Source organism: Streptomyces cinereoruber (assembly GCF_009299385.1).
Classification (GTDB): Bacteria; Actinomycetota; Actinomycetes; order Streptomycetales; family Streptomycetaceae; genus Streptomyces; species Streptomyces bikiniensis.
The window spans coordinates 909,092-930,108 of sequence record NZ_CP023693.1; the positions used below are offsets into that span (position 1 = coordinate 909,092).

9 protein-coding genes are annotated in these 21,017 nt (G+C 75.6%); 5 read left to right on the plus strand and 4 right to left on the minus strand.

Going from position 1 to position 21,017, the window contains the following annotated elements; all coding sequences use genetic code 11:
• The 3 genes from CP977_RS04020 to CP977_RS04030 are packed head-to-tail and all read right to left on the minus strand — an operon-like array spanning nt 1 to nt 2,992.
• Nucleotides 1-849: an ABC transporter ATP-binding protein gene (locus CP977_RS04020; protein ID WP_280117709.1), complete on the minus strand. Its 849-nt coding sequence runs from the start codon at nt 847-849 to the stop codon at nt 1-3.
• Nucleotides 846-1,922 (minus strand): FecCD family ABC transporter permease, encoded by a 1,077-nt coding sequence (locus tag CP977_RS04025; protein WP_062757573.1) that lies wholly within the window; start codon nt 1,920-1,922, stop codon nt 846-848. Before CP977_RS04025 ends, CP977_RS04020 begins: the two co-directional genes overlap by 4 nt.
• Nucleotides 1,922-2,992: a FecCD family ABC transporter permease gene (locus CP977_RS04030; RefSeq protein ID WP_109186456.1), complete on the minus strand. Its 1,071-nt coding sequence runs from the start codon at nt 2,990-2,992 to the stop codon at nt 1,922-1,924. Before CP977_RS04030 ends, CP977_RS04025 begins: the two co-directional genes overlap by 1 nt.
• A gap of 137 nt (nt 2,993-3,129) precedes the next feature.
• On the opposite strand from CP977_RS04030, the gene CP977_RS04035 reads away from it, so the two are divergent.
• Entirely contained in the window at nt 3,130-3,876 is a 747-nt protein-coding gene (locus CP977_RS04035) for a helix-turn-helix transcriptional regulator (protein WP_229991546.1), read from the plus strand.
• Between the two features lie 191 nt (nt 3,877-4,067).
• Nucleotides 4,068-4,277: an MbtH family protein gene (locus CP977_RS04040; protein ID WP_053642930.1), complete on the plus strand. Its 210-nt coding sequence runs from the start codon at nt 4,068-4,070 to the stop codon at nt 4,275-4,277.
• A gap of 54 nt (nt 4,278-4,331) precedes the next feature.
• Here CP977_RS04040 and CP977_RS04045 read toward each other — a convergent pair whose 3' ends face one another.
• Nucleotides 4,332-4,832, minus strand: a complete 501-nt coding sequence (locus CP977_RS04045; protein WP_152369629.1) for a GNAT family N-acetyltransferase — start codon at nt 4,830-4,832, stop codon at nt 4,332-4,334.
• Nucleotides 4,833-4,971: 139 nt separating this feature from the next.
• On the opposite strand from CP977_RS04045, the gene CP977_RS04050 reads away from it, so the two are divergent.
• The 3 genes from CP977_RS04050 (at nt 4,972) to CP977_RS04060 (ending at nt 21,000) form a co-directional block, all read left to right on the plus strand.
• The gene (locus CP977_RS04050; protein WP_109186458.1) at nt 4,972-5,241 is read left to right on the plus strand and encodes a phosphopantetheine-binding protein; all 270 of its coding nucleotides are present in this window, start codon (nt 4,972-4,974) and stop codon (nt 5,239-5,241) included.
• The gene (gene entS / locus CP977_RS04055; RefSeq protein ID WP_152369630.1) at nt 5,228-6,595 is read left to right on the plus strand and encodes an enterobactin transporter EntS; all 1,368 of its coding nucleotides are present in this window, start codon (nt 5,228-5,230) and stop codon (nt 6,593-6,595) included. Before CP977_RS04050 ends, entS begins: the two co-directional genes overlap by 14 nt.
• A gap of 140 nt (nt 6,596-6,735) precedes the next feature.
• Nucleotides 6,736-21,000 carry a non-ribosomal peptide synthetase gene (locus CP977_RS04060; RefSeq protein ID WP_152369631.1) on the plus strand — a complete coding sequence of 4,755 codons (14,265 nt, stop codon included), beginning with the start codon at nt 6,736-6,738 and terminating at the stop codon, nt 20,998-21,000.
• The last annotated feature ends 17 nt before the right edge of the window (nt 21,001-21,017 follow it).

A 21,017-nucleotide genomic window follows, 5' to 3' on the forward strand; every position in this document is an offset into this window, starting at 1 on the left:
TCAGTTCTCCTGCGAGTGGTGACGGCGGCCGAGGGGGAAGATCTGCGGCCTGGCGTTGTAGGGGTGGGGTACGACGACGCACGTGAGGCCGAAGACCTCGGCCATGGTCCGTTCGTCGAGGACCTCTTCGGGCGGGCCCTGCCGGATGACGCGTCCGTCGCGCATGGCGACGATCGTCGAGGCGTACAGGGCGGCCTGGTTGAGGTCGTGGGAGACGAGCACGATGGTCTTGCCCGTCTGTTCGTTGAGGTCGGCGAGGAGGTCCATCACCTCGATCTGGTGCGCGACGTCCAGGTAGGTGGTGGGTTCGTCGAGCAGCAGGGTCGGGGTGTCCTGGGCGAGGGCGAGGGCGATCCACACGCGCTGCCGCTGGCCGCCGGAGAGCTGGTCGACGGGGCGGTCGACGAGTTCGGCGGTGCCGGTGGCCCGGAGCGCCTCGGCGATGATCGCGTCCTCGTGCTCGTCGCGGCGCCGGCCGAACCGGCTGTGCGGGTGGCGTCCGCGCCGGACCAGGTCGCCGACGGCGATGCTCTCGGGAGCGACCGGGGACTGCGGCAGGACGCCGAGCCTGCGGGCCACCTCGCGGGTGGGCAGGCGGTGGATGTCGGCGCCTTCGAGGAGGACCGATCCGGCGGCCAGGGGCAGCAGTCGGGCGATGGACTTGAGGAGGGTGGACTTGCCGCAGGCGTTGGGGCCGACGAGGGCGGTGATCCGGCCCTTCTCGATCCGCAGGGACAGGTCCTCGATGACGGGCGTCCTGCCGTACCCGGCGCTGATGCCGCGGGCTTCGAGCTGGTGGGGCGCGGTGGCCTCGGGGCTCTCGGTCTGCGGGGTCACGGTGTGTGTCACGAGGCTCCCTGCCTGCGTCGAAGGATCAGCCAGACGAAGTAGGGGGCGCCGAGCAGGGCGGTGAGGACACCGGTGGGCACCGGGCTGATCAGGGGGGCGTGCTGGGCGAGGACGTCGGCGCCGATGACGACGACGGCGCCGACGAGGGGGGCGAGGAGGGTGGAGCGTTCGGTTCCCACCAGGCGTACGGCGATGGGGCCGCTGATGAGGGAGACGAAGCCGATGGGGCCGACGACGCTGGTGGCGAGGGCCGCGGCGGCGGCGCCGAGGAGGAGGACGCCGACGCGGGAGGCGGTCACCCGGGTGCCGAGGCCGGAGGCGAAGTCGTCGCCCAGGGTGAGGGTGGCGAGGGGGCGGGCGAGGAAGAGCGCGGCGAGCGCGCAGGCGCCGAAGCCGACGGCGAGGGTGGTGACGCCGTCCCAGTCGGCGGCGTTGGTGCTGCCGACCGTCCAGCGCATGGCGATGGCGATGGTCTGCTGGTCCGCCACGGTGAACAGGTAGTTGGTGTAGGCGGTGCAGACCGCGCTGAGCCCGATGCCGACGAGGACGAGGCGGTACGTGTCGACCCCGCCGCGCCAGCTGAGCGCCTGGACGGCGGCGACGAGGACGAAGGAGCCGATGACGGCGGCGACCGGGACGCCGAGGGTGAAGGCGGCGGGCGCGTAGAGCAGCGCGGTCGCGGCTCCGGCGCCGGCTCCGGCGGAGATGCCGACGATGTCGGGGGTGGCGAGCGGGTTGCGGATCAGCCGCTGGTAGAGCGAGCCGGCCAGGCCGAAGAGGGCTCCGGCGAGGAGCGCGGAGAGCGCCCTCGGCATCCGCAGCTGGAAGATCATGTAGTCGGCGAGGCCGTCCCGCAGGCCGAGGGCGGCGGGGAGGACGTCGGCGGGGTCGAGCCGGCCGATGCCGCCGAGCAGGACGGAGGCGGTGGTGAGGGCGAGGAGCGCGACGGTGAGCACGGTGGCGGTCACGGCGGCGCGGCGGTTGCGGGCGCGGCGGTCGGAGCGCAGGTGCGCGACGACGGCGGGCGTGGTCGGGGTGTCCGGTCGCGGGGGCCGGGTGTCGAGTGCGGTCATCACATCCGCACCAGGTCGCGGCGGCGGGCCAGCCAGACGAAGAAGGGGGTGCCGACGACGGCGGTCATGAGGCCCACCTGGACCTCGCCGTGGTCGATGACCAGTCGGCCGGCCGTGTCGGCGCCGGTGAGGAGGACGGCGCCGACGGCCATGGAGATCGGCAGCGACCAGCGGTGGTCGGGGCCGACGAGGAGCCGGGCGCAGTGGGCGGCGACCAGGCCGACGAAGGCGACGGGGCCGACGGCGGCGGTGGCGGCGGCGCAGAGCAGGACGGCGACGGCCGCGGCGGTGAGGCGGGCGCGTTCGACCCGGACTCCGAGGGCGCGGGCGGTCTCGTCGCCGAGGCCGAGGATGTTGAGGGTGCGGCCCAGCGGCAGGGCGAGGCACAGGCCCGCGATCACGAAGGGCATGACCTGGCTCAGTACCTCGGCGCGGCCGGTGAGCTGGCCGACCGACCAGAAGCGGAGGTGGGCGAAGGCCTCCTTGTCGCGGACGACGAGGAGGGTGATGAGGGAGGACATGACGGCGGCCATGGCGACGCCGGCGAGGACGAGGCCGACGGCCGAACTCCCGGCGTCGGTGCGGGTCCCGATGAGGTAGACGAGGGCGGCGGCCACGGACGAGCCGAGGAGCGCGAGCCAGAAGTAGCCGCCGGCGTCGGTGACGCCGAGGAACAGGATGCCGAAGACGACGAACATCGAGGCGCCCTGTTCGACGCCGAGGATGCCCGGGTCCGCGAGGGGGTTGGCGGTGAGCGCCTGCATGACGAGGCCGGAGGCGCCGAGTGCCGCGCCCACCGCGAGGCCGAGGAAGGTCCGGGGGATGCGCTCGGTCCACAGGACGTGGGTGTCGAACGCCTGCTCCCCGGGGTTGAGCAGGATGCGGACGACCTCCAGGGGGGAGATGTCCCGGGCTCCGAGCCCGATGCCCGCGACGAGGGCCGCGACCACCGCCACGACGGCGAAGACGGCGACGGCCGTGCCCCGGGAGGCCCGGGTGCGGGCCCGTGGGGCGCCCCGACTCCCTTCCGGCACCGGGGCTTTCACCACCGACGTGGGCGGTTGTGTCATCTGTTGTCCTTGTTCTCACGGCTCGTGCGGCGACTTAGGTTACCCTTGCCTAACCTCCGGGCATCCAACCCGGGAGCCGACCGATCACAGCGAGGGGCCGGGGTCCGACCGGCGCCCGGACCCAGGGGGTGGCCCGCGTGGCCGACAGCGGAACGAAGACGGCGGACGAGGACCTCATCACGGCGACGGGGCACCCGACGCACGTGCACGACTTCCACCAGCTCCTGTACGCCCCCCTGGGGCGGATCACCGTCACCACGCCGGACGGCGAGCACGAGCTCGCCTCGCCCCTGGCCCTGTGGCTTCCGGCGGGCACCCCGCACAGCGCCCGGTTCGACCCCGAGTCCCTCGTCCTGGCGGAGCCGTTCGACCCCGCCGCGCACCGCCTGCCGTTCGCCCGGGCCACCGCGATCCGCCTGGACGACGCCGTCCGCCGGCAGCTGCTCGCCCGGACCCGCGGGGCGGGTGCGGAGGCCGACGACGCGGCGGTGTTCGCCGCGTTGACCTGCACCCGGCCCCGCCGGGACGCCCGGCTTCCGCTGCCCCGGCCGACCAGTGAGGCGGCCCGCGCCGTCGCCGGGACCCTGCTCCGCCGGCCCGACGACCAGCGCACCGCGACGGAGTGGGCCGAGAGCCTCTACGTCAGCTCGACCAGTCTGCGCCGGGCCTTCCGCACCGAGACCGGCATCGCCTTCTCCGAGTGGCGGACCCGGGTGCGCCTCAACCACTCGCTCGAACTGCTGAGCCGGGGACACCAGGTGGGCGCGGTCGCCGCCAAGGTCGGGTTCACGAGCACGAACGGCTACATAGTGGCGTTCCGGCGGCACTTCGGGCGCACTCCGGGGGCCTGGACCAAGGAGTGCGCGGAGCGCTCCACGGGGTGAACCGGGCCGGGTCCCGGCCCGACGGGCCGCCGCCGGGGGCGACTTGACACCCACCGTCCCCTAGGTGATTTTAGGTAAGCCTTACCTAAACGCCCAGTTCCCGGGCGCCCCCACCGACCCGACCCACCGGCCCCCCGCCCCCACCCCTCCGGGCGCGGCGCGCGGGGCCGCACCGGCGCGAGGAGAGACCCATGACCGCGACCAACCCCTTCGAGGACGACGACGCCCGCTACTACGTGCTCGTCAACGCCGAGAACCAGCACTCGCTCTGGCCGGCCTTCGCCGAGGTGCCGGACGGCTGGACCGTGGTGCACGGCGAGGACTCCCGGCAGGGCTGCGCCGCGTACACCGAGGAGCACTGGACGGACCTGCGTCCGGCGAGCCTCGCCGCCCGTTCCTGACGTCGCCGCACCCCCGGCCGGTCCTCCGGCCGGGGGTGCCCCCGGTCCGCCGCGTCACCCGAGGGGGCGGACCAGGACCCGGGAGCCGCGCGCGGGGTCGAGCGAGGCCCGCCACGCGGGCGGCGCGTCCTCCTCGCCGCCGAAGGCGAACCCGTACCGCAGGAACAGCAGTCCGCTGCCGGTGGTGGCGGTGAACACGCGGGCGGCTCCCCGCGCGCCGGCCTCGCCGAGGGCGGCGCCGAGCAGGGCGGAGCCGATGCCCCGCCCCTGATGCCCGGGCGCGACGCAGAAGTTGTAGAGCACGACCGCCGCCCGCCCCCGCGCGTCGGTGCGGGTGCGGAGCCCCACGCATCCCACCGGACCGGCGCGGCCGGCCTCCACGACCAGGAAGTCCGTCGCGCGGCGGGCGAGTTCGGCGACCGTCCGGTCCCGCAGGGATCCTTCGCGCACGAACGGCCGGGACAGCCGGTGGACCGCGCCGACGTCCTCGCTCCCGGCGGTCCGGACGGCGGCGGGGACCGACGGGAGTTCCGGGCGGGGCAGGGCAGTGCTCAACGTCTTCTCGCTCTCTGGTGACTGACGGCTCGACGGTTCGCCGTGACGCCACGGCACCCGTTTGACTCCACGATAGTGAGTTAGGTAAGCCTTACCTAACTAATGTTGATCCATCGGACGGGAAGAAGAGGACCCACCCATGGCCGACACGGCCGGACAGCAGACCTTCGCCCTGGAGCGGCTCGTGCGCGACGTCGCCGACGTGCTCTACGTCGAGGCCGAGGAGGTCGACCCGGACGAGAGCCTGCTCGACCAGGGCCTCGACTCCATCCGGCTGATGAGCCTGGTGGAGACGTGGCGCGCCGACGGCGCCGAGGTCGGCTTCGTCGAACTCGCCGAGCGTCCCACACTCCGCGAGTGGGCCGTGCTCCTCGGGCAGTCGGCGGGAGCGTCCCGTGCGAGCCGGTGACCTCCTGGTCGACATCGGCCCGCTGCGGACCAGCCGGGACTTCCGGGCGATCTTCATCGCCCGGATCGTGTCCCTCTTCGGCCTCGGCATGGCCATGGTGGCCCTGTCCAAGCAGGTCTACGACCTGACGGGGTCCACCTTCGGGGTCGCCGTCTCCAGCATGATCATGAGCGTCACCGTCCTGGCGGGCTCCCTCTGGGGCGGCTGGGCGGCCGACCGCATGGACCGGCGCAAGCTGATCCTGTGGGCCCGCGGCTCCGCCGCCCTCGCCTTCGCCGGCCTCGCGGTCAACGCCTTCACGCCCGACCCGCAGCTGTGGGCGGTCTACCTGTGCGTCGCGTGGGACGGACTCGCCACCGGGGTGAGCGTCACCGCCCTGATGGCCGTCGCCCCCACCCTGGTCCGCCCCGACCAACTGCCCGCCGCCGGCGCCCTGATCTCCCTCACCGGCGAGATCGGCTCGGTCGCCGCCCCCTTCCTCGGCGGCGTGCTGCTCGCCCTGGCCGGCCCCGCGCCGGTCTTCGCCCTCACCGCCGCCACCACCGCCGTCACCACCCTGCTGCTGCTCAGGCTCCGGCCGCTGCCCCCGGTCGTGGACGAGGACGACGAGGACGGCGCCGAGGACTCCGGATCGCCGCTCGCGGCCTTCCGGTTCGCCGTGCGCAACCGCGTCGTCGGCGGCCTGCTCGCCCTCGGCGGGATCAACGCGCTGTTCAACATGCCGATGGTCCTCTTCCCCGAGATGGTCGACAAGCGGTTCGGCGGCGGCGACGTCATGCTCGGCCTGCTCTACACCGCCCCGGCCGTCGGCGCGATCCTCGTCTCCGCCACCAGCGGCTGGATCACCCGCGCCGCCCGCCCCGGACGCCTGCTGCTCGTCGCCGCGTTCACCGGCGGCCTGGCCGTCATCGGCTTCGGCCTCAGCGGCAGCGCCGCCGTCGCCTTCGCGATGCTGGCCGTGGGCGGCGCCGCCGGCACGGTGTACGAGATCCTCGAGTACGCCCTCGTCCAGCACAACACCCCGGACCGGCTGCGCGGCCGCACGGTCAGCGTCCTCACCTCCCAGGGCACCACCGGCGACATCGTCGGAGACGTCGAAGTCGCCCTGGTGGCCAAGTGGTTCAGCCCGGCCGGCGCCGCCGTCGTGAACGGCGTGGTGTGCGCCGCGGCCGCCGTGGTCGTCGCCGTCACCGTCCCCGGCCTGCGCAAGGCCACCCTCCCCCGCGAAGAGGAGGAGGAGCCCGGGGACGACGGCCCGCCCGGCGAGGACACCGCCGCCCCGGCTCCCGTGGGCGCGGTCGTCTCCCCCGCGAAGCCCGCCCCCGCCGGGGGCGCCCCGTCGGCCATCGGCTGACACCGACCGGGCGGGGCGCCGCCGGTGCCACCGGCCCGGCACCGCCCCGGCGCCCCGCCCTCCCTCCCCCTTCTCTTCCCTCTCCGTCCCGTCCCGCCGCCGGCCCCGAGCCGCCGCGGGTGACCCCTGGAGCAAGATCCATGACCGAGCGTGCTCTGCGACGCCTCGCCCTGACCGGGGCCCAGACCGGAGTCTGGTACGGCCAGCGGCTCGACCCCGACTCCCCGGTCTACAACGTCGGACAGTACGTCGCCGTCGACGGCGCGCTCGACCCGGACCTCTTCGCGACGGCCCTGCGCCGCGTCGTCGGGGAGTGCGATGCCCTCACCGTCCGCTTCGAGGAGGACGCGAACGGGCAGCCGTCCCAGGTCCTCGCCGACGGGCCCCCGAGCGGCCCCGTCGTGGAGGTCGTGGACCACCTCGGCGCCCCGGACCCGGAGGCCGCCGCGCTCGCCGCGATGCGCGCCGACATGGCGACGCCCGCCGACCCGGCCACCGCCCCGCTGTTCGGCTTCGCCCTGCACAAGGTCGCCCCGGAGCGCACGCTCTGGTACCAGCGCGTCCACCACATCGCCCTGGACGCCTACGGCTTCTCGCTCCTGTCCCGCCGCACCGCCGAGGTCTACACGGCGCTCGCGCGCGGCGAGGAGCCCGCCCCCTCGCCGTTCGGCCCGCTGTCCGCCGTCGTCGAGGAGGAGGCCGCCTACCGGGACGGCGAGCGGTACGCCGCCGACCGCGCGTACTGGCGGGACCGGCTCGCGGACCGGGGCGACCACGAGCCGCTGGCCGGCGCCTCCTTCCCGGCCGCCCCCGACTTCCTGCGCGCCTCGGCCGCGCTCACGCCCGAGGCCACCGCCGGGGTGTTCGCGCTCGCCCGCGCCGCGAAGGCCACCTGGGCGGACGCCGTGACGGCCGCCTTCGCCGCCTTCCTGCACCGCTCGACCGGGCAGCGGGACGTGCTGCTCTCGCTGCCCGCGATGGCCCGCCTGGGCTCGGCCTCCCTCTCCGTCCCGGCGATGGTGGTCAACGTGCTGCCGTTGCGGGTCGCGGTCCGCCCGGAACTCCCCCTGGCCGAGCTGGTCGCCGAGGTCGCCGCCGGCGTCCGGGACCTGCGCCGCCACCAGCGCCACCGCGCCGAGGACATCCGCCGCGACCTCGGCCTCGTCGGCCGCGACCGGGGCCCGCTCGGCCCGATGGTCAACGTCAAGGCCTTCGACAACGCCCTCGACTTCGCCGGCGCCCCCGGCGCCGTGCACAACGTGGCCGCCGGCCCGGTGGACGACCTGACCCTGGCCGTCCGCCACGACACGGCCGCCGGCCGGATCGCCTTCGAACTCGACGCCAATCCGCGCGCCTACGACGCCGAGGGCCTGAACGCCCGCTGCGCCGAGTTCGTCCGCTTCCTCACCGAGGCCGCCACCGCCGGACCCGACACCCCCGTGGGCCGCCCCGACCTCCTGGACGACGCGCTCCTGGAGACGCTCGCCGGGCAGGCCGCCGCGACCGCCCGCGAGGTGGCGCCCGGCACCGTCGTGGAGGCCTTCGCCGCCCGGGTGCGCGAGCACCCCGAGGCCGTCGCGCTCGTCGCGGGCGCCGAGGAGCTCACGTACGCGGAACTCGACGCCCGGGTCCACCGGCTGGCCCGGCTGCTCGCCGCGCGCGGCGTCGGCCCCGAGCGGTTCGTCGGCATCGCCCTGCCGCGCGGTACCGAGCTGATCGTCGCCCTGCTCGCCGTCCTCAGAGCGGGCGGCGCCTATCTGCCGCTCGACCTCGAATACCCGGCCGAGCGCCTGGAGTTCATGGTCGAGGACGCGCGCCCGGTGTGCGTCCTCACCACCCTGGCCGCCGCGGCCGACGCCCCCGACGTACCCGGCACCGAGACCCTCGTCCTGGACTCCCCCGATGCCCTGTCCGCCCTCGCGGACCTGGCCGGCGAGCCCGCCGGGCCGCTTCCGGCCCCGGACGGCGCCCACCCGGCGTACGTCATCCACACCTCGGGCTCCACCGGCCGCCCCAAGGGCGTGGTGATCCCGCACTCCGCGCTCGCCAACTTCCTGCGCATGCAGGCCCACGAGCTGGCCATGGAGCCCGGCGACGGGCTCGTCGCCGTCACCACGGTCTCCTTCGACATCGCCGCCCTGGAGATCCACGTCCCGCTCATCAGCGGCGCGGCGGTCGTCCTCGCGGGCCGCGACACCGTCCGCGACCCGGCGGCCCTCGCCGCCCTGGTCGAGGCCCACCGGCCGACCGTCATGCAGGCGACGCCCTCGCTGTGGCACGCCCTCCTGGAAGAGGGCGCCCCGAGCGCCCTCACCCGCACCAAGGTCCTCGTCGGCGGCGAGGCGCTGCCCGCCGCCCTCGCCGAACGCCTCGCCCGCACGGCCGCCTCGGTCACCAACGTGTACGGGCCGACCGAGGTGACCGTCTGGGCCACCTCCTCCGTCCTCTCCCCCGAACACACCGGCACCCCGGACATCGGCCTGCCGTTCTGGAACACCCGCGCCCACGTCCTCGACTCGGCGCTCCGCCCCGTCCCGCACGGGCGCCCCGGCGAGCTGTACCTGTCGGGCGACCAGCTGGCGCGCGGCTACCTCGGCCGCCCGGCGCTCACCTCGGAGCGGTTCGTGGCCGACCCGTACGGCCCGCCCGGCTCCCGCATGTACCGCACCGGCGACCTGGTGCGCCGCCGCCCCGACGGTGTCGTCGACTTCCTCGGCCGCGCCGACGACCAGGTGAAGATCCGCGGCTTCCGCATCGAACTCGGCGAGATCGAGACCGCCCTGGCGGACCGTCCGGAGGTGGACCGGGCCGTGGTCGTCGTCCGCGAGGACATACCCGGCTCCCCGCTCCTGGTCGGCTACGTGACCGGCGCGGCCGGCTCCGCCCCGGGCGCGGCCGGGCTGCGCGCGGCCGTGGGCGAGCGCCTGCCCGCGCACATGGTGCCGTCGGCCGTGGTGGTCCTGGACGCATTCCCGCTCACCGCCAACGGCAAGGTGGACCGGCGTGCGCTGCCCGCGCCCGACCTGGCCGGGTCCGCCGCGACCGCCGGCCGGACCCCCCGCGACGCCCGCGAGGAGATCGTCGCCGGGGCGTACGCGGACGTCCTGGAGCTGGCCTCGGCCGGTCCCGACGACGACTTCTTCGACCTGGGCGGGCACTCGCTGCTCGCCGCCCGCGTCGCCGCCCGGCTGCGCACCGCGCTCGGCGCCGACTGCGGCGTACGGGACGTGTTCGAGGCCCGTACGCCCGCGGCCCTGGCCGAGCGGCTGGCCGCCCGCACCGCGTCGGGCGCCCGTCCGGCGCTCACCGCCGGGGAGCGGCCCGAGGTCCTTCCGCTGTCCGACGCTCAGCACCGCCTCTGGTTCCTGCACCAGCTCGAAGGCCCCGGCGCCACGTACAACATCCCGTTCGTGGCCCGGTTCCGTACGCTCCTGGACCCGGAGGCCCTGGACGCGGCCCTCGGGGACGTGGTGGCCCGGCACGAGGCACTGCGCACGGTCTTCGCGGAGCGCGACGGCGAGCCGTACCAGCGGATCCTGGACCCGGCCGACGCCGGGGTGCGGCTCCGCGTGGAGGAGACCGCCACGGGCGATGTCGACGCGGCCGTGGACGCGGCCCTCGGCCATCTCTTCGACCTGTCGGCGGAGGCCCCGGTGCGGGTCACCCTGGTGCGCGACACCGAGCGCGGCGCCGACGCCCTGGTGGTCCTGCTGCACCACATCGCCGGCGACGAGTGGTCGATGGGCCCGTTCCTGAACGGCCTCGAACACGCCTACGCGGCCCGACTCCGGGGCGAGGCACCCGAGTTCGCCCCGCTGCCCGTGCAGTACGCCGACTTCGCGCTCTGGCAGCGCGAGGCCCTGGGCGCCCCGGCGGACCCGGAGTCCCCCGCCGCCCGGCAGGCCGCGTACTGGCGCGAGGCGCTGGCCGGCCTCCCGGCCGAGGCGACCCCGCCCGCCGACCGGCCCCGGCCCGCCGAGCCCGACAACGCGGGCGGCATGGTGCACCACGAGGTGCCCGCCGCCCTCGCCTCCGGCATCCGGCGTTTGGCCCGCGAGTCCGGCACCAGCGTCTTCATGGTCGTGCACGCGGCCGTCGCCACCCTGCTCCACCGGCTCGGCGCGGGCGACGACATCCCCCTCGGAAGCCCCGTCGCCGGCCGCTCCGACCCGGCCCTGGACGGCCTCGTCGGCTTCTTCGTGAACACGGTGGTGCTGCGCGCCGACCTGTCCGGCGACCCGACGTTCGCCGCCCTCCTGGAGCGGGTGCGCGGCGCCGACCTGGCCGCGCTCGACCACGCCGACCTGCCGTTCGACTCGGTCGTGGAGGCGGTCAACCCGGAGCGGTCCCTCACCCGGCACCCGCTCTTCCAGACCATGGTGTCGCACAGCACCGTCACCCAGGACGTGCGCGCCCTGTTCGGCCTGGACGCGGCCGTGGACCGCACCGACCCGGGCGTCGCCAAGTTCGACCTCGACATCACCTTCTCCGACGGCGCCCACGGCGACGAACTGGACCTGGAGGTCTTCTACTCGTCCGCCCTGTACGACCGGGCCACGGCCGACGCGCTCGCCTCCCGCCTCCTTCGCCTCCTGGAGCAGGCCGTCGCCGCCCCGGAGACCCCGGTCTCCGCGTACGAGCTGCGCTCCGACGACGAGCGGGCGCTCCTGGAGCGGTGGAACGACACCGCCGTCGACCACCCGGGCGCGACCGTGGTGGAGATCCTGGCCGAGCGCGTCCGGCAGACCCCGGACGCCGTCGCCCTGGTCTGCGGCGACCTGCGCCTCACCTTCGCCGACCTGGACGACCGGGTCACCCGGCTCGCCCTGTTGCTCGCCGGTGAGGGCGTCGGCCCGGACGCCGTCGTGGCGCTCGCCGTGCCCCGCTCGGCCGAGTCCGTCGTCGCCGCCTTCGCCGTCCTGAAGGCCGGCGGCGCCTATCTGCCGCTCGACCTGGACCACCCGGAGGAGCGCCTGGCGTACATGCTGGACGACGCCTCGCCCGTCTGCGTCGTCACCACCCGGGCCGTGGACGGGCGGGTCCCGGACGCGGCCGGCGCGTCCCGGCTCGTCCTGGACGACCCGGAGGTACGGGACCGACTGGCGGCCGCCGAGGGCCCGGCGCCCCGCGCGCCGCAGCCGGACGACCTGGCGTACGTCATCTACACCTCGGGTTCCACCGGCCGCCCCAAGGGCGTCGGCCTGCACCACGCCGGTCTGACGAACCTGTACCGGGACCACGAGCGGCAGCTCTACCGCCCGGTCGCGGACCGGCTCGGGCGGCGCGTGCGCGCCCTGCACACCGCCTCGTTCTCCTTCGACTCCTCGTGGGAGCAGTTGCTGTGGCTGATCGCGGGCCACGAGCTGCACGTCCTGGACGAGTACGGGCGCCGCGACGCGGACGCCGTCGTCGCCCACGTGCGGGAGGCGCGGATCGACGCGCTCGACGTCACCCCGTCGTACGGCCGCCACCTGCTCGACGCGGGCCTGCTCGCGGGCGACCACCGGCCCCCGCTGTTCCTCCTCGGCGGCGAGGCCGTGCCGCCCGCCCTGTGGACGGAGCTGCGCGCGGTCCCCGGCGTGGAGACGGTCAACTACTACGGTCCCACCGAGTTCACGGTGGACGCCCTGGTCGCCCGGGTCACCGACTGCGCGACCCCGGTGGTGGGCCGCCCGCTCGACAACACCCGGGCGCACGTCCTGGACGCCCGGCTGCGGCCGGTGCCGCCCGGCGTGCCCGGCGAGCTGTACCTCGCGGGCGTCCAGAACGCCCGCGGCTACCTGGGCCGTTCCGTGCTCACCGCCGAGCGGTTCGTGGCCGATCCGTACGGCCCGGCCGGCTCCCGCATGTACCGCACGGGCGACCTGGCGCGCCGCCGCGCCGACGGCCTGATCGAGTTCCTGGGCCGCGCCGACGACCAGGTGAAGATCCGCGGCTTCCGCGTCGAACTCGGCGAGATCGAGGCCGAACTGACGGCCTGCGAGGGCGTCGCCTCGGCGGCCGTCCTGGTCCGCGAGGACGTCCCGGGCGTGCCGCGCCTGGTGGCGTACACGACCGGCGGCGCCGACCCGGACGCGGTGCGCCGCGAGGTCGCCGGGCGCCTGCCCGAGTACATGGTCCCGGCGGCGGTCGTCGCCCTGGACGTCCTGCCGGTGAACGTCAACGGCAAGCTGGACCGGGCCGCGCTGCCCGCGCCCGCCGTGACGGCCGCCGCGCCGTCCCGCGCCCCGCGCGGCGAGACGGAGGAGCGCCTCGCGGAGGCGTTCGCGGAGGTCCTGGGCCTGGCGTCGGTCGGTGCCGAGGACGACTTCTTCGCACTCGGCGGGCACTCCCTGCTCGCGACGCGCCTGGTGGCCCGGGTGCGGGCGGCGGGCCGGGCCTGCTCGGTGCGGGACGTGTTCGAGGCGCGGACGGTCGCGGCGCTCGCGGCCCGGCTCGCGGAGCGGACCGCCTCCGAACGGCCCGCCCTCGCCCCCGCCGTACGCCCCGAGCGGCTGCCCCTCTCGTACGCGCAGCGGCGCCTGTGGTTCCAGTACGACATGGACGGCGCCGGCTCCACGTACACCGTCCCGCTGGCCCTGCGGCTGCGCGAGCGGCCCGACGCCGACGCGCTGCGCGCCGCGTTCGGGGACCTGGTGGCGCGCCACGAGGTGCTGCGGACCGTGTTCGCGGAGGCCGACGGCGAGCCGTACCAGCGGATCCTGGCGCCCGGCGAGGCGCGGGTGCCGTTCGCGGTCCGCGAGGCGGCGCCCGGGGCGCTCGCGGACGCGGTGGAGGCGGCGATCGCGGAGCCCCTGGGCCTGGAGGACGAACTCCCGCTGCGGGTCACCCTGTTCGGCACGGCCGGCGACGAGCACGTCCTCGTCGTGCTCCTGCACCACATCGCGACCGACGAGTGGTCCACCGGACCGCTCCTCACCGACCTGGACACCGCCTACACCGCCCGCCTCGCGGGCCGGGCCCCGGAGTTCCCCGAACTCCCCGTCCAGTACGCCGACTACGCCCTCTGGCAGCGCGCACTCCTCGGCGACCCGGCGGACGCGTCCTCCCTGGCCTGCCGCCAGTCCGCCTTCTGGCGCGACGCCCTGGCCGGGCTGCCGGAGGAGCTGGCGCTGCCCACCGACCGGCCCCGGCCGGCCGTCCCGACCCACCGGGGCGACACGGTCACGGCCGAGCTTCCGGCCGACCTCGTGGCCCGCCTCGACCGGCTGGCGGCGGACTCCGGCGCGACCATGTTCATGGTGGTGCACGCGGCCGTCGCGGCCCTGCTGCACCGGCTCGGCGCCGGGGACGACATCCCCCTCGGCACCCCGGTCGCGGGGCGCGGCGACAGCGCCCTCGACGGGCTCGTGGGCTTCTTCGTCAACACGGCCGTCCTGCGCACCGACCTGTCCGGCGACCCGTCCTTCACCGAACTCCTCGACCGCGCCCGTACGGCGGGCCTCGCGGTCCTCGACCACGCCGACCTGCCCTTCGACGCCGTCGTGGAGGCCGTCGCGCCGGCCCGCTCGCTCGCCCGCCACCCGCTGTTCCAGACGATGGTGGCGTACGAGGGCGGCGGCCCGGACCTGTCCCGGCTGCTCGGCACGGACGCCGGGGAGTTCCCGGTGCGGGGCGGCGCGGCCAAGTTCGACCTGGAGATCCTGTTCCGGCGGACGCGGGGTGCGGACGGCGCCGGTATGACCTGCGGTCTGCGCTACGCGACCGACCTGTTCGAGCGGGCGGGCGCCGAGCGCCTGACCGAACGGCTCGTCCGCCTCCTGGACGCCGTGGCGACCGCGCCCGACGCGCCCGTGTCCTCGGCCGCGCTGATGGACGGGGACGAGCGGTGCCGGGTCCTGGAGGAGTGGAACGCGACCGGCCGTGTCGTGGACGGTCCGCAGACGTTGGCGGACCTGGTGGCGGCGGGTGCGTCCCGCGCCGAGGGACCGGCGCTGGTCTTCGAGGACGAGGAGCTGTCGCGTACGGAGTTCGACGCGCGGGTCAACCGGCTCGCCCGGCTCCTGATCGGCCGGGGCGTGGGACCGGAGTCGGTCGTCGCCGTGGCCCTGCCGCGCTCGCTCGACCTGCTCGTGGCGATCCACGCCGTCGTCCGGGCCGGTGGCGCCTACCTGCCGCTCGACCTCACCCTGCCCGCCGACCGCCTCACCCACATGACGGACACCGCGCGTCCGGTGTGCGTCCTGACCGACCTTCCGTCGCTCGGCGCACTGCCGGCCGGCGTGGAGGCCGAGCCGGTGGTCCTGGACGCGCCCGAGGTGCGTGCGGAGCTGGACGACCTGGCCGGCGCCGAGGTCACGGACGCGGACCGGCGGACGCCGCTGCTCCCCCGCCACCCGGCGTACGTGATCTTCACCTCCGGCTCCACCGGACGTCCCAAGGGCGTCATGGTCGAGCACGAGGCCATCGTCAACCGGCTGGCCTGGATGGAGGGCACCTACCGGCTGACCTCGGCCGACCGGGTCCTCCAGAAGACCCCGACCACCTTCGACGTCTCCGTCTGGGAACTGTTCTGGCCGCTCGCCCAGGGCGTGCCGCTCGTCATCGCCCGGCCCGGGGGCCACCGGGACCCGGAGTACCTCGCGGAGCTGATCCGTGGGCAGCGGGTCAGCGTCCTGCACTTCGTGCCGTCGATGCTCCAGGCGTTCCTGGATTCGGTGGACGTGGCGAACTGCCCGGGCCTCCGTCTGGTCGTGTGCAGCGGCGAGGCCCTGCCCACCGATCTGGTGAACCGTTTCCACACCTCCGCCGGGGGCCGGACGGTCGCCCTGGAGAACCTGTACGGCCCCACCGAGGCCGCCGTGGACGTCACCGCCGCCACCGCCCTCCCGGGCGCCACCACGGCCTCGGCCTCCATCGGCTCCCCCGTCTGGAACACCCGCGTCCACGTCCTCGACGGGCGCCTCCAGCCGGTCCCGGTCGGCGTCCCAGGCGAGCTGTACCTCGCGGGCGTCCAGCTCGCCCGCGGCTACCTCTCCCGCCCCGACCTGACGGCGGAGCGATTCGTCGCGGACCCGTACGGTCCGGCCGGCTCCCGCATGTACCGCACGGGCGACCTCGTCGTCCGGCACGTGGACGGCCGGATCCAGTACCTCGGCCGCACCGACGACCAGGTCAAGCTGCGCGGCCTGCGCATCGAACTCGGCGAGATCGACGCGGTGCTCTCCGGAGCACCCGGCGTGGCGCACGCGGTGACGCTGGTCCGCGAGGACCGGCCCGGCGTGCAGCGGCTCGTGGGGTACGTCGTCGGCACCGGCGACGGGCCGGTCCCCGTGGACGCGGTGCGCGCCCACGCGGCCTCCCGCCTGCCGGAGTACATGGTCCCGAACGTGTTCCTGGAGATCCCGGCCGTTCCCCTCTCCCCCAACGGCAAGCTCGACCGCCGTGCCCTGCCCGTGCCGCCGGACGCCGTCGCCGGACCCTCGCGGGCGCCGAGGGACGCGCGCGAGGAGATCCTGCTCGGGATCGTCGCGGCCGTGCTCGGCCTGGAGACGGCCGGGGTCGAGGACGACTTCTTCGACCTCGGCGGCCACTCCCTGCTCGCGGCCCGCGCGGCGAGCCGGATGCGGTCCGCCCTGGGCGTGGAGTGCTCGGTGCGGGACGTGTTCGAGGCGCGGACGGTCGCGGCGCTCGCATCCCGGCTCGCGGAGCGGACCGCCTCCGAGCGGCCCGTCCTCGCCCCCGCCGTACGCCCGGAGCGGCTGCCGCTCTCGTACGCCCAGCGGCGCCTGTGGCTCTTCGACAGCGTCCGGGGCCCGGGGACCGCGTACAACGTGCCCTTCGCGGTCCGTCTCGGCGGGCCCGTGGACGCGCAGGCCGTACGGGCCGCCGTGGAGGACGTGGTGGCGCGGCACGAGGTGCTGCGGACCGTGTTCGCGGAGGCCGACGGCGAGCCGTACCAGCGGATCCTGACGCCGGGCGAGGCGCGGGTGCCGTTCGCGGTGCGCCGCGTCCACTCCGAGGACCTGGCAGCCGAGGCGGAGGCCGCCTCCCGGTACGTCTTCGACCTGGCCCGGGAGATCCCGGTGCGGGTGACGCTGCTCAGCGCGTCCGACGACGAGCACGTGCTTGTGGTGCTCCTGCACCACATCGCGACCGACGAGTGGTCCACCGGACCGCTCCTCGCCGACCTGGACACCGCCTACGCGGCCCGTGCCACCGGCCGGGCGCCCGAGTTCCCCGAACTCCCCGTCCAGTACGCCGACTACGCCCTCTGGCAGCGCGAACTCCTCGGTGACGCCGAGGAGTCGGACTCGACGGCGGCGCGTCAGGCCGCGTACTGGCGGGAGGCGCTTGCCGGGATTCCGGAGGAGCTGGGGCTGTTCACCGACACCCCGCGCCCGGCGACGCCGACGCACGGCGGCGACGTGGTCCCGTTCGACGTGTCCGCCGCGACGGGCGCCGGGCTCGCCCGGATCGCCCGCGACTCCGGCGCGACGATGTTCATGGTGGTGCACGCGGCCGTCGCGGCCCTGCTGCACCGGCTCGGCGCCGGGGACGACATCCCCCTCGGCGCGCCGGTCTCCGGGCGCGGCGACGAACAGCTCGACGGACTCGTGGGCTTCTTCCTGAACACGCTCGTGCTGCGCGCGGACGTGTCGGGCGAGCCGACGTTCGCGGAGCTGGTCGGCCGGGTGCGGGACACCGGGCTCGCGGGCTTCGCCCAGGCCGATCTGCCGCTCGAAGCGGTGGCGGAGGCGGTGGGCGCGGCCCGCTCCCAGGCCCGCAACCCGCTGTTCCAGGCGATGGTGACGTACCACTCGGTGTCCACCGAGGTCTCCTCGCTCTTCGGGGTCGCGGCCCGTGAACTGCCGGTGGAGATCGGCGGGTCGAAGGTGGACCTGGAGTTCGCGTTCGGCGGCTCGGAGGACGACGGGCGGATCGAGGGCGGTCTGCGGTACGCGACCGACCTCTTCGGCCTGCCGGGTGCCGAACGGCTCGTGGAACGCCTTGTCCGGCTCCTGGACGCCGTGGCGGCCGACCCGGGCGCCCCGGTCTCCTCCCTGGACCTGACGGACGGGGACGAGCGGTGCGCCCTGGAGGGATGGAACGCGACCGAGCGGGTCGTGGACGGTCCCCGGACGCTGGCGGACCTGGTGGCGGCGGGTGCGTCCCGCGCCGAGGGACCGGCGCTGATCTTCGAGGACGAGGAGCTGTCGCGTACGGAGTTCGACGCGCGGGTCAACCGGCTCACCCGGCTGCTCATCGGCCGGGGCGTGGGACCGGAGTCGGTCGTCGCCGTGGCCCTGCCGCGCTCGCTCGACCTGCTCGTGGCGATCCACGCCGTCGTCCGGGCCGGTGGCGCCTACCTGCCGCTCGACCTCACCCTGCCCGCCGACCGCCTCACCCACATGTGCGAGACGGCCCGGCCCGTCGCCGTCCTCACCGACGCGGCCTCGGCGCCGGACCTTCCGGCGGGGCTCGCGGCGGAGCGGATCGTGCTCGACTCGGCCGCCGTGGCGGCGGAGTGGGCGGGCGCGGACGCGCACGCGGTGACGGACGCGGACCGGTCGGCCCCGCTCCTTCCCCGCCACCCGGCGTACGTCATCTTCACCTCCGGCTCCACCGGACGCCCCAAGGGCGTCATGGTCGAGCACGAGGCCATCGTCAACCGCCTCCAGTGGATGCAGGGCGCGTACGGACTCACGCCCGCCGACCGGGTCCTCCAGAAGACCCCGACCACCTTCGACGTCTCCGTGTGGGAGCTGTTCTGGCCGGTGGCGCAGGGCGTGCCTCTGGTGATCGCCCGGCCCGACGGGCACAAGGACCCGGAGTACCTGGCCGAGGCGATCCGCGAACGGCGGGTCAGCGTGCTGCACTTCGTGCCGTCGATGCTCCAGGCGTTCCTGGATTCGGTGGACGTGGCGGACTGCCCGGGCCTCCGTCTGGTCGTGTGCAGCGGCGAGGCCCTGCCCACCGATCTCGTGGACCGTTTCCACGCCTCCGCCGGGGGCCGGACGGTCGCCCTGGAGAACCTGTACGGCCCCACCGAGGCCGCCGTGGACGTCACCGCCGCCACCGCCCTCCCGGGCGCCACCACGGCCTCGGCCTCCATCGGCTCCCCCGTCTGGAACACCCGCGTCCACGTCCTCGACGGGCGCCTCCAGCCGGTCCCGGTCGGCGTGCCCGGCGAGTTGTACCTCGCCGGCGTCCAGCTCGCCCGCGGCTACCTCTCCCGCCCCGACCTGACCGCCGAGCGGTTCGTGGCCGACCCGTACGGGCCCGCCGGCAGCCGCATGTACCGGACCGGCGACCTGGTCGTCCGGCACGACGACGGGCGGCTCCAGTACCTCGGCCGCACCGACGACCAGGTCAAGCTGCGCGGCCTGCGCATCGAACTCGGCGAGATCGACGCGGTGCTCTCCGGGGCGCCCGGGGTGGCCCGTGCCGTCTCGGTGGTCCGCGAGGACCGGCCGGGCGTGCGCAGGCTCGTCGCCTACGCCGTCCCGGCGGGCGAAGGACCGCTCGACGCGGACGCGCTGCGGGCGCACGCGGCGACGCGGCTCCCGGAGTACATGGTCCCGGCCGTGATCCTGGAGATCCCGTCCGTGCCGCTCTCGCCGAACGGCAAGCTGGACCGGCGCGCCCTGCCGGTGCCGCCGGAGCCCCGCCGGGCGACGGCACCGACCGCGCCGGCCGCCGCCTCCGAGACCCCGGCCGAGCTGCTCGCGCGGCTCATGGCCGAGGTCCTGGGGCTGCCCGCCGCGGGGCCCGACGACAACTTCTTCGAGCTGGGCGGCGACAGCATCGTCTCCATCCGGTACGTCAGCCAGGCCCGCAAGGCCGGGTTCACGGTGACGGCCCGCCAGGTGTTCCAGCACCCGACGCCGGCCGGCCTGGCCGCCGTCGCCGCGCCCGCCGCCCCGGCGGGCAGGGCGACGGAGCGTCCGGCCGAACAGGCGACGGGCCCGCTGGTCCTGCCGCCGGTGGCGCACTGGTTCGCGGGGCGCGGCGGCGCGTACCGCCGGTTCTGCCAGGCCCGTCTGGTGCTGCTGCCCGCCGGGGTGCGGCACGCGGACCTGGAGACCGCGCTCCAGGCGGTCCTGGACCGGCACGACGGTCTGCGGCAGGTGCTGACCGTGGCCCGGCCCGGGGTGTGGAGCGCCGAAATCGCCCCGGTCGGCTCGCTGAAGGCGGCCTCGCTGCTGCGGACGGTGGACGCGGCCGGGCTCGACGCCGGAGCCCTGCGGGAGCTGGTCTCGCGCGAGTCGGACCGGGCCGCGGGCGAGCTGGACCCGGAGTCCGGGCGGACCGTGCGGGCCGTGCGCTTCGACGCCGGTCCCGGCGAGCCGGGCAGGCTGCTGCTCGTCGCCCACCACCTGGTGGTGGACGAGGTGTCGTGGCAGATCCTGCTGCCGGACCTGCGGGCCGCGTGCGAGGCTGCGGCGGAGGGACGGACGCCCGCCCTGGACGCTCTGAACGCCCTCGACGCCGTGCCGACGGCGCTGCGGACCTGGACGGCGGGACTGCTCGCCGAGGCGCAGAGCGCCCGGCGGACCGCCGAACTGGACCGGTGGCTGGCCGAGTCCGCGACCGGCGGGCGGCTCCTGACGGACCGTGCCCTCGATCCGGCGCGGGACACGGTGGCGACCGCGCGGCGGCTCACCGTGCGGCTCTCCGCCGAGCGCACCGAGCCCCTGCTGACCGCCGTGCCGCAGGCCTTCCACGGCACGGTCAACGACACGCTCCTGACCGCGCTCGCGCTCGCCGTGGGCGACTGGGCGGCCCGGCGGGGGAAGCCGGCGGACGGCCTGACCGTGGAGCTGGAGGGCCACGGCCGGGAGCAGGACCTCGTCCCGGGCGCCGACCTGACCCGTACGGTCGGCTGGCTGACCGGCGTGTACCCGCTGCGGCTCACGGCGGACTCCTACGACGCGCGGGCGGTCGTGGGCGGGACGCAGGACGCCGGAGCGGCCCTGAAGGAGATCAAGGAGCGGATCCGCGGGGTCCCGGACGGCGGGATCGGCGCCGGGCTGCTGCGGTACGCCAACGCCGCCACCGCCGGGCTGTTCGACCCGGAGGACCGCCCGGAGATCCTGTGGAACTACCTGGGCCGGCAGACCGCCGCCCGGCAGTCCGCCTGGGGCCCGGCCGAGGAGGCCGACGCGCTCGCCGTCGGCCCCGAGCCGGACGCCCCGCTCGCGTACCCCCTCCAGGTGGACGCGGAGGTCGAGCACGGCCCGGACGGGCCGGAGCTGGCCGCCTCCTTCCTGTGGGCGGGCGACGCCCTGCCCCAGGACACGGTCGCGGCGCTCGCGGACGGCTGGACGGCCGCCCTCGACGCGCTCGCGGCCTGGGCGGCGGGCGGGGTCACCGCCGGGCACACCCCGTCCGACCTCGACCTGCTCGACCTCGACCAGAACCAGATCACCATGCTCGAAGAAATGTGGAGGGCCCAGCAGTGACGCAGGCTCGTATCGAG